14 protein-coding genes are annotated in these 13,238 nt (G+C 62.7%); 11 read left to right on the plus strand and 3 right to left on the minus strand.

Translation table 11 applies throughout. The annotated features are described in order from the left end of the window. The first annotated feature begins 8 nt into the window (after positions 1–8). The 10 genes from K3758_RS07715 to K3758_RS07760 all read left to right on the plus strand — a co-directional run bounded on the left by K3758_RS07715 (position 9) and on the right by K3758_RS07760 (position 9,895). The gene (locus tag K3758_RS07715) at positions 9–1,160 is read left to right on the plus strand and encodes an acyl-CoA dehydrogenase family protein (RefSeq protein ID WP_259949565.1); all 1,152 of its coding nucleotides are present in this window, start codon (positions 9–11) and stop codon (positions 1,158–1,160) included. Beyond that, on the plus strand, positions 1,157–2,779 hold the full coding sequence (locus K3758_RS07720; RefSeq protein WP_259949567.1) for an AMP-binding protein: 1,623 nt from the start codon (positions 1,157–1,159) through the stop codon (positions 2,777–2,779). The genes K3758_RS07715 and K3758_RS07720 overlap by 4 nt, the downstream gene beginning before the upstream one ends. Beyond that, positions 2,776–3,603 carry a tryptophan 2,3-dioxygenase gene (locus tag K3758_RS07725; RefSeq protein WP_120350831.1) on the plus strand — a complete coding sequence of 276 codons (828 nt, stop codon included), beginning with the start codon at positions 2,776–2,778 and terminating at the stop codon, positions 3,601–3,603. The genes K3758_RS07720 and K3758_RS07725 overlap by 4 nt, the downstream gene beginning before the upstream one ends. Next, positions 3,604–4,791, plus strand: a complete 1,188-nt coding sequence (gene kynU / locus K3758_RS07730; RefSeq protein ID WP_259949569.1) for a kynureninase — start codon at positions 3,604–3,606, stop codon at positions 4,789–4,791. An 87-nt stretch (positions 4,792–4,878) separates the two neighbouring features. Beyond that, positions 4,879–6,024, plus strand: coding sequence for an ABC transporter substrate-binding protein (locus K3758_RS07735; RefSeq protein WP_067941293.1), 1,146 nt, complete (start codon positions 4,879–4,881; stop codon positions 6,022–6,024). A gap of 98 nt (positions 6,025–6,122) precedes the next feature. Further along, a complete protein-coding gene (locus K3758_RS07740; RefSeq protein WP_259949572.1) occupies positions 6,123–7,040 on the plus strand; it encodes a branched-chain amino acid ABC transporter permease in 918 nt (305 codons plus the stop codon). Between the two features lie 3 nt (positions 7,041–7,043). Next, complete coding sequence (locus K3758_RS07745) at positions 7,044–8,027, plus strand: branched-chain amino acid ABC transporter permease (protein ID WP_259949575.1); 984 nt, start codon at positions 7,044–7,046, stop codon at positions 8,025–8,027. Positions 8,028–8,031: 4 nt separating this feature from the next. Next, positions 8,032–8,787, plus strand: a complete 756-nt coding sequence (locus tag K3758_RS07750) for an ABC transporter ATP-binding protein (protein WP_259950013.1) — start codon at positions 8,032–8,034, stop codon at positions 8,785–8,787. Continuing rightward, entirely contained in the window at positions 8,784–9,473 is a 690-nt protein-coding gene (locus K3758_RS07755; protein WP_259949577.1) for an ABC transporter ATP-binding protein, read from the plus strand. Before K3758_RS07750 ends, K3758_RS07755 begins: the two co-directional genes overlap by 4 nt. Before the next feature lie 23 nt (positions 9,474–9,496). Beyond that, the gene (locus K3758_RS07760) at positions 9,497–9,895 is read left to right on the plus strand and encodes a RidA family protein (RefSeq protein WP_067941149.1); all 399 of its coding nucleotides are present in this window, start codon (positions 9,497–9,499) and stop codon (positions 9,893–9,895) included. An 18-nt stretch (positions 9,896–9,913) separates the two neighbouring features. Here the strand turns inward: K3758_RS07760 and K3758_RS07765 are convergent, their stop codons facing one another. From K3758_RS07765 to K3758_RS07775, 3 genes are read right to left on the minus strand one after another with little or no spacing between them, the layout of a single operon-like run. Continuing rightward, positions 9,914–10,720 carry a metal ABC transporter permease gene (locus K3758_RS07765; protein WP_259949593.1) on the minus strand — a complete coding sequence of 269 codons (807 nt, stop codon included), beginning with the start codon at positions 10,718–10,720 and terminating at the stop codon, positions 9,914–9,916. Then, positions 10,713–11,501 (minus strand): metal ABC transporter ATP-binding protein, encoded by a 789-nt coding sequence (locus K3758_RS07770; protein ID WP_259949602.1) that lies wholly within the window; start codon positions 11,499–11,501, stop codon positions 10,713–10,715. Before K3758_RS07770 ends, K3758_RS07765 begins: the two co-directional genes overlap by 8 nt. Beyond that, positions 11,498–11,977 (minus strand): Fur family transcriptional regulator, encoded by a 480-nt coding sequence (locus K3758_RS07775; RefSeq protein ID WP_067628380.1) that lies wholly within the window; start codon positions 11,975–11,977, stop codon positions 11,498–11,500. The genes K3758_RS07770 and K3758_RS07775 overlap by 4 nt, the downstream gene beginning before the upstream one ends. An 82-nt stretch (positions 11,978–12,059) precedes the next feature. Between K3758_RS07775 and K3758_RS07780 the strand changes: the two genes are divergently transcribed. Then, entirely contained in the window at positions 12,060–13,193 is a 1,134-nt protein-coding gene (locus tag K3758_RS07780; protein WP_259949606.1) for a zinc ABC transporter substrate-binding protein, read from the plus strand. Positions 13,194–13,238 lie beyond the last annotated feature (45 nt).

The raw sequence follows: 13,238 nt of genomic DNA on the forward strand, positions 1-13,238 counted from the left end.
GCGTAACCATGGCTGACAAAAGTTTTCTCGACTGGCCCTTTTTTGAGCCGCGGCACAAGGAGTTGGCGCTGGCTCTGGACGAGTGGGCGGCACGCGAGTTGAAGAACGTGGATCACGGCGACACCGATGGGGCCTGCCGCGATCTGGTGACGATGATGGGCCAAGACGGCTGGCTGCGCCACAGCGGCGCGGAGGGGGACGAGGTGCTTGATGTGCGCAGCCTTTGCCTGATCCGCGAAACGCTGGCGCGCCATGACGGGTTGGCGGATTTTGCCTTTGCTATGCAAGGGCTTGGCACCGGCGCGATCTCGCTTTTCGGGAGTGATGAGCAAAAGGCCGAATGGCTGCTCAAGACCCGTTCGGGGCAGGCGATTTCGGCCTTTGCCCTGACTGAGCCGCAATCCGGCTCAGACGTTGCAAACTCCACCATGACGGCCACGCCAGATGGCAATGGCTATGTGCTCGACGGGCGCAAGACGTGGATCTCCAATGGCGGCATCGCGGATGTCTACACCGTCTTCGCCCGCACCGGAGAGGCACCGGGCGCCAAGGGGTTGTCGGCCTTCATCGTGCCGGCCGATACGCCGGGGCTCAAGGTTGAGGAACGGCTTGAGGTCATGGCGCCGCATCCGTTGGCCACCTTGCATTTCGATGGCGTGAAACTGCCCGGCTCGGCGCTTTTGGGTGAGGCGGGGCGTGGCTTTGCCATCGCCATGTCGGTTTTGGATGTCTTTCGCTCCACCGTCGCCGCCGCCGCACTCGGCTTTGCCCGCCGTGCGCTGGACGAGGCGCTTTTGCGCGTCACCAGCCGTCAGGTGCAGGGCGCTCCTTTGAGCGAATTGCAAATGGTGCAGGGCCATATCGCGGACATGGCGCTTGACGTCGATGCTGCCGCTTTGCTGGTTTACCGCGCCGCTTGGACCAAAGACAGCGGCGCGCCGCGCGTCACCCGCGAGGCGGCGATGGCCAAGCTTTTCGCCACGGATCAGGCGCAAAAGGTGATCGACAAGGCCGTTCAATTGCATGGTGGCGACGGCGTGCGCAATGGCGAGGCAGTGGAGCGACTTTACCGCGAAATCAGGGCCTTGCGCATTTACGAGGGCGCGTCGGACGTGCAACGTATTGTCATCGCCCGCCAGACTTTGGGAGCCATGTCATGAAGCTGCACACGACCGGACATGAAGACACCTTCGCCCGTGAAAACCTGCCGCCCTGCGACCAGTGGCCGGACTTGCTGTTGGACCGCTTCGACTATCCCGACCGCCTGAACGTCGGCGTAGAACTCACTGACAAGATGGTGGAAAAGGGGTTTGGCGACCACACCGCACTGATCGGCAACGGGCGGCGGCGGACCTATAAGGAGCTGGCTGACTGGACCAACCGTCTGGCGTCCGCGCTGGTCGAGGATTTGGGGGTGAAACCCGGCAACCGGGTGTTGATCCGCTCGGCCAACAATCCTGCGATGGTGGCCTGCTGGTTGGCGGCGACCAAGGCGGGGGCGGTGGTGGTCAACACCATGCCGATGCTACGCGCGGGCGAGCTTTCGGCCATCGTCGACAAGGCCGAGGTCACCCATGCGCTCTGCGACACGCGGCTGATGGATGAGATGACGGCCTGCGCCAAAACCTCCAAATTCCTCAAAACGGTCGCGGGTTTTGACGGCACCAGCAACCACGACGCCGAGTTGGACCGGTTGGCGCTGGAAAAACCGGTGCAGTTCGAGCCGGTGGACACCGCGCAGGATGATGTGGCGCTCCTTGGATTTACTTCAGGAACGACGGGTAACCCAAAGGCAACAATGCATTTTCATCGCGATCTTCTGATCATCGCAGATGGCTATGCGCGCGAAGTGCTGAACGTCACGCCACGGGATGTTTTCGTCGGCTCGCCGCCCTTGGCCTTTACCTTTGGCCTTGGTGGCCTCGCGGTTTTCCCGCTGCGCTTTGGGGCCGCCGCGACGCTTTTGGAAACCGCAAGCCCGCCCAACATGATCGAGATCATCGAGAAGTACAAAGCCACCGTCTGTTTCACCGCCCCCACCGCCTACCGCGCCATGTTGCAGGCGATGGAAGAGGGCGCGGACCTCAGCAGCCTGCGTGCCGCCGTGTCTGCCGGAGAGACCCTGCCTGCACCGGTTTATCACGAGTGGCAGGAAAAGACCGGTAAACCCATGCTTGATGGCATCGGTGCGACGGAAATGCTGCATATCTTCATCTCGAACCGCTTCGACGACCACCGCGCCGCTTGCACCGGCAAGCCCGTCACGGGCTATGAGGCGCGGGTGATTGATGCGGACGGAAACGAGGTGCCGCGCGGCGAGGTAGGCCGTCTGGCCGTGCGGGGTCCAATCGGCTGCCGTTATTTGGGCGACAAGCGGCAGGCGGATTATGTCAAGGACGGGTGGAACATCACCGGCGACAGTTTCACCATGGACGAGGATGGCTATCTGCATTTCGCCGCCCGCAACGACGATATGATCATCAGTTCTGGCTACAATATCGCCGGGCCGGAGGTTGAGGCGGCGCTGTTGAGCCATCCTTGCGTCAGCGAATGCGGAGTGGTCGCCGCCGCGGATGACGCGCGCGGCTCTATCGTTCAGGCGCATGTGGTTCTGGTTGACGGAACGCCGGAAGATGCAAATACTATCAAGATATTGCAGGATCATGTTAAAGCGACCATCGCACCCTATAAATACCCGCGCGACATTCGTTTCATCAAAGAACTGCCCAAGACCGCGACCGGCAAGATCCAGCGTTTCGCGCTGAGAGAGGATACATGAGCAGTTTCGACGAAGCCTCCAAAGGCGCCAAGATGAATTTCGCCAAGGACAAGTCCTATGGCGATTACCTTGGGCTGGACCAAATCCTGACCACCGAGAACCCGCTCGACATGGCGCATGACGGGCTGCTTTTTATCATCCAGCACCAGACTTCGGAGCTATGGATGAAGCTGGCGATCCATGAGTTGACCGCCTGCCGAAAGGCGCTTCAGGCAGGGGAATTGCGCCAGAGTTTCAAGATGTTGACCCGTGTGGCACGTATCTTCGAGCAGCTTAATTCGGCTTGGGATGTGCTGCGGACCATGACGCCGAGCGAATATACCCAGTTCCGTCCGCACCTTGGTGCCTCTTCTGGGTTTCAGTCCTACCAGTACCGTCTGATCGAATACCTGCTGGGCAACCGGATCGCGGCGCTGACCAAACTGCATGAACACACGCCCGAACCCCATGCGGCGCTGGTGGCGGAGATGCAGCAGCCGAGCCTTTATCAGGTGGCGATTGATCTGCTTTGCACGCGGCTGGGGGAGCCGTCGCTTGCCGGCAGCCCCGAGCCGCAGGCTTGGCAGCCGAAGGCCGAGGTTCAAGCCCTGTGGAAACAGGTTTATGAAGACCCGACAACCCATTGGGAACTTTACGAATTGGCGGAAAAGCTGGTCGATCTCGAAGACTACTTCCGACGCTGGCGGTTCAACCACGTCACCACCGTGGAACGTATCATTGGTTTCAAGCGCGGCACCGGGGGCACCGCTGGGGTGACCTATCTGCGCAAAATGCTTGAGGTGGAGCTTTTCCCTGAGCTTTGGCATGTGAGAGGAGCACTGTAAGTGTCTGTTTTAAAAAAAGATCAGTTCATCCTGCCGGAGGGCGTCATCTACCTCGACGGCAATTCGCTGGGGCCATTGAACAAGGCCGCCGCCGCGCGAGTGCAGGAGATGATCACTGCTGAATGGGGTGAGATGTTGATCCGCGGCTGGAACCAAGCTGGTTGGATGGAACAGCCCGCCCGCGTCGGCAATATGGTGGCCGGGATCGTTGGCGCGCCGGAAGGGTCGGTCGTGATGGGCGACACCCTGTCGATCAAGGTTTTTCAAGCGCTGGCCTCGGCGCTGAAGCTGCGCCCGAACCGCAAGGTGATCCTGTCGGACAGCGGCAACTTCCCGTCGGACCTCTATATGGCCGAGGGGCTGGTGGGGCTGTTGGAGCAGGGCTATGAGCTGCGCACCGTCGCGCCAGAAGAGGTGACGGGGGCCATCGGCGAAGACATCGCCGCGGTGATGCTGACCGAGGTCGACTACCGCACTGGGCGCAAACACAACATGAAAGCGATCACCGAATTGGCCCATGCCAATGGCGCGGTGATGATCTGGGATCTGGCGCATTCGGCGGGGGCACTGCCGGTGGACCTCGCGGGCAGCAACTGCGAATTCGCGGTTGGCTGCACCTATAAGTACCTCAACGGCGGGCCGGGTGCGCCGGGCTTCATCTATGTGCGCCCCGATTTGGCCGACGAAGTGCAACCTGCGCTGGCCGGTTGGCTGGGGCACCGCCAGCCATTCGCTTTCGAGCAAAACTACCAGCCCGGACAGGGGATCGAGCGGATGCGCGTCGGCACCCCGCCGGTGATCCAGTTGACCGCGCTTGAAGTGGCGATGGAGCTTTGGGCGGATGTGGACATGCAAGAACTGCGCGCGGCCTCTATCGCGCTGCAAGAGCAGTTCATCGAAGAGATCGAGCGTGACGTGCCGCAGCTGACGCTGGCCAGCCCGCGCAACAGCGCCGAGCGGGGCAGTCAGGTGTCGTTCCGCTTTGACGAAGGCTATGCCGCGATGCAGGCCGTGATCGATCGTGGCGTGATCGGCGACTTCCGCGCACCCGATATCATGCGTTTTGGCTTCACGCCGCTTTATATCGACGCCGAGGATGTCTCCAAAGCGGTCGCGATTATCCGCGATGTGATGGAGAACCGTCTCTGGGATAACGAAAAATACAAGACCCGCGCGCGGGTGACCTGACAGCATCAGGTGCAGGCGCTAAGCTGGCAAGACGACCCAATTGAACGGGCCCGGTAAAGAGGCCCAAACCAACCAAGGGAGACTGAAATGAAGATGAAATCACTTGTGATGGCGGCCTCGGTCGCGGCACTGGCGGCAGGCGGCGCATGGGCCGAAGAGGGTAAGGTGAAGGTCGGCATGATCACCACCCTCTCGGGCGGCGGCGCGGGCCTTGGCATCGACGTGCGCGACGGCTTTATGCTGGCCACCAAGATGGCCGGGAATGAGAACCTTGAGGTCGTGGTCGAAGACGACCAGCGCAAGCCCGAGATTGCAGTGCAACTTGCCGACAAGATGATCCAGTCCGAGAAGGTCGACGTGATGACCGGCATCATCTGGTCCAACCTCGCAATGGCCGTGGTGCCCGCGGCGACGGCGCAGGGCAAATTCTACCTCTCACCCAACGCAGGCCCTTCGGCGCTGGCGGGCAAGGGCTGCAACCCGCTTTACTTCAACGTGGCATGGCAGAACGACAACCTGCACGAAGCGGCGGGCGCTTATGCCAATGACACGGGCTATGAAAACACATTTATGCTGGCGCCGAACTATCCTGCGGGCAAGGACGCGCTGACGGGCTACAAACGGACCTATGATGGCGCAGCGGCGGGCGAGGTCTATACTGATCTGGGTCAAACCGACTATGCCGCCGAGATCGCGCAGATCCGTGCCTCGGGCGCGGATAGCGTGTTCTTCTTCTTGCCCGGCGGGATGGGGATTTCCTTCCTCAAGCAATATGCCAACTCGGGCGTGGACCTACCCGTCGTCGGCCCGGCCTTCAGCTTTGATCAAGGCATCTTGCAGGCCGTGGGGGAGGCCGCTCTTGGGATCAAGAATACCAGCCAATGGAACAAGGATCTTGATAACGAAGCCAACAAGACCTTCGTCGAAGCCTTTCAGGAGGAATACGACCGTCTGCCGTCGCTCTACGCCAGCCAGGGTTATGACACCGCGAACCTGCTGCTAAGCGCGATGGAGAAGGCGGATGTATCGGATGCCGAAGCCTTTGGCGCGGCGCTGAAAGAGGCTGATTTCGACAGCGTGCGGGGCAAATTCTCGTTTGGTAACAACAACCACCCGATCCAAGACTACTACGTGCGCGAAGTGGTCAAAGAGGGTGATGTCTATACCAACAAGCTGATCGGCCCCTCGTTGACCGATCACGCGGATGCCTACGCGGCTGACTGCAAAATGTAATCCCGCGCGGCCCCGGGCGCTGATTTGGCGCGCCGGGGCCGACGTATCAACGCTTTCACGCCGGTCCTCGCGTCTGGCGCGCCGGGAGGCTTTGCCAAATGTCACTCATCCTGCTGATTGAACAGGTGCTGAACGGAGTCCAATCCGGGGTCATGCTGTTCTTGATGGCCGCGGGGCTCACGCTCATTTTCGGGGTCATGGGGCTCATCAACCTCGCCCATGGCTCGCTTTACATGGTCGGTGCCTTTGCCGCCGCGGCGGTTGCGGCGGCGACGGGGTCGTTTCTCTTGGCTCTGGTGGCGGCCTTGGCCGCGGCGGCGCTGGCGGGCTGCTTGATCGAGATGACGGTGATCCGCAGGCTCTATGACCGCGACCACCTTGACCAAGTGCTGGCAACCTTTGCGCTGATCCTGATTTTCTCAGAAGGTACGCGGTTTCTCTTTGGCTCCTTCCCACTGTTTCTCGACATTCCGGCGGCCCTGTCCGGCCCGGTGACCCTGCCGGGCGGCATTCAATATCCGCTCTACCGCCTTGTCATCATTGGCGTCGGTCTGGTGATTGCCGCAGGTCTGTTCCTGCTGATCGCCCGCACGCGCATTGGCATCCAGATCCGTGCAGGTGAGGCCGACCGCGAGATGATTGCAGCGCTTGGCGTTGATATCGCCAAACTTTATACGCTGATCTTCGCCCTCGGTGCGGCGCTGGCGGGGCTTGCCGGTGCGCTGGTCGGCGCGATCCAGTCGGTGCAAGTGGGCATGGGGGAGCCGGTGCTGATCCTTGCCTTTGTGGTGATCGTCATCGGCGGCATTGGCTCGATCAAGGGCGCGCTGATCGGGGCGCTGCTGGTGGGGCTGACGGACACGCTTGGCTCTGTCCTGCTGCCGCTCTTTTTTGCCAACTTTATGGAGGCCTCAGCGGCCACGTCCGTCGGCTCCTCGCTCGCCTCCATGTCGATCTACATTCTGATGGCGGGGGTCTTGCTGTTCAAACCCACCGGCCTCTTTGGGGAGGCCTGAGCCATGATGCGCGAAAAACTCGTAAACGTCTTTCTCTTCCTGCTCCTGCCGGTCACGGCGCTGGCGGCCTTTGCGTTGGACGAGCCATTCATCATCACGCTGGCGACCAAGGCGGCGATCCTCGCCCTTGCGGGCGTGGGGCTGAACATCGCGCTCGGCCTCGGCGGGCTGGTGAGCTTTGGTCATGCAGCATTCTTTGGGATCGGCGGCTATGCCATGGGCATTCTCGCCGCCCATGCGCAGAGCTACACACCGATCATGGAGAGCCCATTTATGATCGAAGGCACCAAGTCGATGCCGGTGATCTGGCTGGTGGCGATCGTGGTCTCTGGCCTTGCTGCGCTGCTGATCGGGGCGCTGTCTTTGCGCACCTCGGGCGTCTATTTCATCATGGTCACGCTCGCCTTCGGGCAAATGCTGTTCTACTTCTCGATCTCATGGCCCGCCTATGGCGGCGAGGACGGGCTCTCGATCTATGTGCGCAACGGCTTTCCGGGGCTGAACACGCTTGATCCGCTGACTTTCTTTGCCATCGCCTTTGCGGTGCTGGCGCTGGTGCTGCTGTTTGCAGGGCGTCTGGCGCGGGCTCCTTTCGGCCTCGCGCTGTCGGCGGCGCGGCAGAATGCCGAGCGGGTCGAAGCCGTGGGCCTTGCGCCCTTCCGGCTGCGGCTGGTGGCCTTTGTCATCTCGGGGGCGGTGACGGGGCTGGCGGGCGCGCTTTTTGCCGATCTCAACCGTTTCGTCAGCCCGACGATGTTCTCGTGGCAGACCTCTGGTGAGATCATGATCTTCGTGATCCTTGGCGGGGTTGGGCGGCTCTTTGGCCCCGTGGCCGGGGCGGCGCTGTTCATCTTGCTTGAGCATGTCTTGGGCGGGCTGTCGGAGTTCTGGCACATCTATCTGGGTCTGCTGCTGTTGCTGGTGGTGCTCTTTGCGCGCGGCGGCATGATCGGCCTCGTTGCCGGACGGCAGGTGGCCCATGACTGAAGGGATGACGGATGTGCTGTTGGACGTGCGCAACCTGCACAAAAGCTTTGGCGCGTTGAAGGCGACGGATGATGTCTCCCTCACCCTGCGGACGGGCGAAATCCACGCGCTTATCGGCCCCAACGGGGCGGGCAAGTCGACGCTGATCAAGCAGATCGCAGGCGGGCTGCGATCGGACAGCGGATCGGTCCATTTTGCCGGGCAGGACGTGACGCCGATGACCACCGTGCAGCGGGCGCGGGCGGGGCTGGGGCGAACGTTTCAGATTTCGTCGCTGGCGATGGAATACACGGTGCTGCAAAACGCGGTGCTGGGCGCGCTTGGCCAATCGGGCCGGGTGATGCGCTTCTTCGCGCCAGTGATGCGGCAACAGGAGTTGCGGCAAGAGGCGATGCGCGCTTTGGAGTTGGTAGGGCTCGCGGATCACGCGGCCAAGCGCACCGCGGACCTGTCGCATGGGCAACGTCGCCAGCTTGAGGTCGCCGTGGCGCTGACCCTACGGCCCAAGGTGTTTTTGATGGATGAACCGATGGCGGGGCTCGGGGCCAGCGGCTCTAAGGAGATGACCGGCTTTCTCGACGGGCTGCGCCGCGAGGCGCCGATCCTGCTGGTGGAACATGACATGGACGCGGTTTTCGCACTGGCGGACCGCATTTCGGTGCTGGTCTATGGCCAGATCATTGCCAGCGGCACGGCAGCCGAGATCAAGGCCGATCCGCAGGTCCGGGTGGCCTATCTGGGCGAGGAGGACGCAGCATGAGCTTGCTGGAGTTGAACGACATCACCGCCTCCTACGGGCCGACGCAGGCGCTTTTTGGTGTCGATCTGTCGCTGGAGGCGGGCGAGGTCTGCGCGCTGATGGGGCGCAACGGGATGGGTAAATCCTCGACCATCAAAGTGATCTGCCGGATGCTGAAACACGATGGCGGTGCGCTGCGCTTTGACGGGCGCGACATCGCGGGTCTGCCCAGTTTCCGGGCCGCGCAGGCCGGGGTGGGTCTGGTGCCCGAGGGTCGGCGCTGTTTCGCGCCGCTGACAGTGCACGAAAACCTCATCGCCGCCGCACGCCCCGGTGCATGGGACGAGGCGCGGGTTACGGCGCTTTTCCCACGGCTGGGGGAGCGGCGCGATCAGGCGGCAGGCTCGCTTTCGGGCGGGGAGCAGCAGATGCTGGCGATTGGCCGTGCGTTGATGACCAACCCGAAATTGCTGCTGTTGGATGAAGCGACCGAGGGCTTGGCCCCCGTGGTGCGCCAAGAAATCTGGGCCGCAGTGGCGCAGCTTAAACGCGACAGCGGGCTGGCGCTTTTGGTGGTGGACAAATCCCTCGCCGAGCTGCGCCGCGTGGCCGACCACGCCGTCATTCTCGAACGTGGCCGCTCGGTCTGGTCTGGCCCGATGCCCGCGCTCGATTCCCAAATCGCCGATCAATTTCTCGGCGTGTGACTGTTAACAAAAAGGAACACGACATGTCGCATCAAATCATTCAGCCCGAAGGCTGGGCCCCCGCGAAGGGCTATGCAAACGGCGTGCTGAGCGCGGATGGTCACCTGTTCGTCGGCGGTCAGATCGGCTGGACCGCCGAGCAGAAGTTCGAATGCCATGACTTTATCGGCCAGATGAAACAGGCGTTGCAGAACATCCGCGAGGTGGTCGAAGCCGCAGGCGGCACGCCCGAAGACATCACCCGTCTGACGTGGTATGTGACGGATAAGAAAGAATACCTTGCCGCGCAAAAGGACGTGGGCCGCGCCTATCGTGAGGTCATGGGCAAGCATTTCCCGGCCATGGCGATGGTGGTCGTCGCCGGATTGGTCGAGGATGACGCCAAGCTTGAGATCGAAGCCGATGCGGTGATCAACCGCTAAGCGGCCCGGCCGCCGGGGTCACCCCCGGCGGCGCAGCGCCGGAAGCGCCGCCGAAAAGGCCGAGGACAGCGCAAAGAGACCTGCCGCGATGCTGACGATGCTGGGCCCCGTCGGCGTGTCGAATTCCAGTGATGCCATCAGCCCGCCCAACGCCGCTAAAGCGCCCAGTCCCATCGCCCAAATCGCCATAGTCTCGGGCGTGCGGGCAAAGGGGCGCGCAGTGGCGGCGGGGATGATCAGCATGGCGGCGATGAGCAGTGCGCCCACGACCTTGATGGCCACGGCCACCATGATCGCCAGTGCCAGTGTCAGGATCAATTGCTCGCGTTTCGGGTTCCCGCCTGCGGCCTGTGCCAAATCGGGGTTCAGCGTCGCCGCCAGCAGCGCCGACCAGCGCCACGCCAACAGCAGCGCCACGGCCAGCGCACCGCCCCAAATGACGGCAAGGTCAAATCGGGTGACAGCGAGGATTTCCCCAAAAAGGTAAGACGATAGATCAACCCGCTGCCCCGGCAGCAGGGACACGGCCACGAGGCCAAGCGCCAGCGCGGAATGGGCCATGACGCCCAAAAGCGCATCGGCGCTGACATTGCGACCCGAGAGCGTGCTGATCACCAGCGCCATCACCAGCGCCACCAAAAGCACTCCTGCGGTGATCGGCAGATCGGTCGCCAGCGCCAAGGCCACGCCCAGCAAGGCCGCGTGGCTGGTGGCATCGCCAAAATAAGCCATGCGCCGCCAGATCACGAAACAGCCCAAGGGTGCGGCGGCCAGTGCCACGCCAAGCCCGGCAAGCGCTGCGCGCAGAATAAAATCGTCAAGCATTCTCGGTCTCTTTGTGGTGCCCATCACATGCGTCGCCGTGGTGGTGGGTGTGATGGTGGTGGTGATGGTGGTGGTGGTGGTGATGGTCGTGATCATGGCGGTAAAGCGCCAGCGCCCCTTGGGTGCCGCTGCCAAAGAGCGCGCGGTATTCAGGCGCGTCGGCCACGGTTTCGGGCGTGCCTTCGCAGCAGACATGGCCATTGAGGCAGAGCACCCGGTCACTGGCGGCCATCACGACGTGTAGATCATGGCTGACCATCAGCACGGCACAGCCCAAGTCTTGGCGCACCGCTTCGATTTGGCGGTAAAAGGCGGCAGAGCCGGGTTGATCCAGCCCTTGGGTCGCCTCATCGAGGATCAGCAGGTCAGGTTTTTCCAGCAGCGCACGGGCCAGCAACACGCGCTGGAACTGCCCGCCGGAAAGATCGACCATCTGCCGCTCGGCCAATTCCGGTACGCCAGCGGTGGCAAGGGCATCGCGGATCGCCTCAGGCTTTTGGCGGCGCGGCAGGTTGACGAAACGGCGCACGGTCAACGGCAGGGTGGCATCGATCTGCAACTTCTGCGGCACATAGCCGATGCGCAGCCCCGATTTGCGGGACACCTTGCCCGCCGCCGGTTTCAGCGCTCCGATCAGCGCCCGCAGCAGGCTGGATTTGCCCGATCCGTTGGGACCGACGATGGTGACGATCTCCCCCGGTTCGATGTTGAAGTTTACATCGCGCAGGGCGGTTTGCCCATCGTGGCGCAGGGTCAGGCCACGGGTCTCAATCAGGCTCATGCGCCGGTCTCCTGACAGGCGGGGCAAAGACCCTCGGCCTCGACCACGCTGCGCTCGATGCGGAAGCCTGCGGCCCGGGCGGCATCGCCAAGGCGGCTTTTGGTGGGTGAGGTTTCGGCCTCTGCCACCGACCGGCAACTGCGGCAGATCAGAAAGGCGGGCGCGTGGTCTTCGCCCGGGTGTACGCAGCCCACATAGGCGTTGAGCGCTTCGATCTTATGGGCCAGCCCGGCTTTGACCAGAAAATCCAAGGCGCGATAGGCCACGGGGGGCTGCGCGCCCAAGCCTTCGGCCGAGAGATGGGCCAAGAGGTCGTAGGCGCCCAAGGCGCGGTGCTCTGACAGCAGAATTTCGAGCGCGCGGCGGCGTACGGGCGTCAGCCGCAGCCCGCGCGCGGCGCATTGTGCTTCGGCGGCCTGCATGGTGCTGCGCATACAGGCGGCATGATCGTGATCGCGGAATTCGATGGCGCTCATGGGGGACCTCAATTCGTTTAGGTATTGATATGTTATAACAGCGGTGTTAGCAAGGTGATACTATAACATTTGAAGGTCTGCCATGTATCGCTTTACGCTCCCCGCTGCCATTCTTGCCTCTGCCGCATCGCCGCTTTGGGCGGAGGTGCCTGCCGTCGCCACGGATATCGCCCCGGTTCATGCGCTGGTGTCTCAGGTGATGGAGGGAGTCGGCACGCCTGACCTCATCGTGCCGCCGCGCAGTTCACCACATGGCTATGCGATGCGCCCTTCCGAGGCGCGGGCGCTGAGCGGGGCGGATTTGGTCGTCTGGGTTGGCCCGTTGCTGACGCCTTGGCTGGCCGATCCGCTGGAATCTCTGGCCAGCAGCGCGAGCCATCTGGCCTTGATGGAGCAACCGGGCACCCGCGTCTTGGCGTTCCGTGAGGGGGCGAGTTTTGAGGCCCATGATCACGGCGATGTGGGAGATGAAGACCACGAGGGGGAGGAGCATGCCGCAAAGGGGGACGATCACGACTTGCATGGTGACGATGCGCATGAGAAGCATGACCACGACGCGCACGGTCACGCAGGACATGACCACGAGGAGCATGACCACGATGCGCACGGTCACGACGGGTATAGCGACGCAGAACATGACGCGCCAGCGCCTGACGAAGACCACGACGATCACGGCCATGATGAGGCCCACGCGCATGGCGGCGTTGACCCCCACGTCTGGCTTAATCCGCAGAACGGTCAGCTTTGGCTGGGCCAGATCGCCGAGGCGCTGGCAGAGCTAGACCCCGACAACGCCGCACAGTACCGCGAGAATGCCAAAACGGCGCAGGCCGAGCTTGCCGCCTTGGAAGAGGACATCGCCGAAACCCTCGCCCCGGTTAAAAACCGCCCCTTCATCGTTTTCCATGATGCCTACCACTATTTCGAAGCGCGTTTTGACATCGAAGCACGCGGCGCCATCAGCGAGAATGACGCCCGCGCGCCCGGCGCGGCACGGGTTTCTGAATTGCGCGACTTGGTGGCCGAAAGCGGCGCGAAATGCGTCTTTGCCGAGCCGCAGTTCAACCCCGGCCTGATCGCCGCGGTGACCGAAGGGCAGGGCACCGGGACCGGCACGCTCGACCCGCTGGGGGCTGATCTGGAACCGGGCGCTGCGCTCTATGCCGATCTGCTGCGCGGCATGGCAGAGAACATGGCCGCTTGCCTGTCGGATTGAGCCTAGCGCCGAAACGAAAAAGTGGTGCAGCCGGGGAAGCTGCAC

It is taken from the genome of Sulfitobacter sp. W002 (genome assembly GCF_025142135.1).
GTDB classification, from domain to species: Bacteria; Pseudomonadota; Alphaproteobacteria; order Rhodobacterales; family Rhodobacteraceae; genus Sulfitobacter; species Sulfitobacter profundi.

Excerpts from the sequence above, each read along its gene's own strand:
- K3758_RS07770 (WP_259949602.1), bottom strand. The coding sequence starts at position 11,501 with ATGAGCCTGATTGAGACCCGTGGCCTGACCCTGCGCCACGATGGGCAA.
- K3758_RS07755 (WP_259949577.1), top strand. The coding sequence starts at position 8,784 with ATGAGCTTGCTGGAGTTGAACGACATCACCGCCTCCTACGGGCCGACG.
- K3758_RS07720 (WP_259949567.1), top strand. The coding sequence starts at position 1,157 with ATGAAGCTGCACACGACCGGACATGAAGACACCTTCGCCCGTGAAAAC.
- K3758_RS07740 (WP_259949572.1), top strand. The coding sequence starts at position 6,123 with ATGTCACTCATCCTGCTGATTGAACAGGTGCTGAACGGAGTCCAATCC.
- K3758_RS07750 (WP_259950013.1), top strand. The coding sequence starts at position 8,032 with ATGACGGATGTGCTGTTGGACGTGCGCAACCTGCACAAAAGCTTTGGC.
- K3758_RS07735 (WP_067941293.1), top strand. The coding sequence starts at position 4,879 with ATGAAGATGAAATCACTTGTGATGGCGGCCTCGGTCGCGGCACTGGCG.
- K3758_RS07745 (WP_259949575.1), top strand. The coding sequence starts at position 7,044 with ATGATGCGCGAAAAACTCGTAAACGTCTTTCTCTTCCTGCTCCTGCCG.
- K3758_RS07775 (WP_067628380.1), bottom strand. The coding sequence starts at position 11,977 with ATGAGCGCCATCGAATTCCGCGATCACGATCATGCCGCCTGTATGCGC.
- K3758_RS07725 (WP_120350831.1), top strand. The coding sequence starts at position 2,776 with ATGAGCAGTTTCGACGAAGCCTCCAAAGGCGCCAAGATGAATTTCGCC.
- K3758_RS07780 (WP_259949606.1), top strand. The coding sequence starts at position 12,060 with ATGTATCGCTTTACGCTCCCCGCTGCCATTCTTGCCTCTGCCGCATCG.
- K3758_RS07760 (WP_067941149.1), top strand. The coding sequence starts at position 9,497 with ATGTCGCATCAAATCATTCAGCCCGAAGGCTGGGCCCCCGCGAAGGGC.
- K3758_RS07715 (WP_259949565.1), top strand. The coding sequence starts at position 9 with ATGGCTGACAAAAGTTTTCTCGACTGGCCCTTTTTTGAGCCGCGGCAC.
- K3758_RS07765 (WP_259949593.1), bottom strand. The coding sequence starts at position 10,720 with ATGCTTGACGATTTTATTCTGCGCGCAGCGCTTGCCGGGCTTGGCGTG.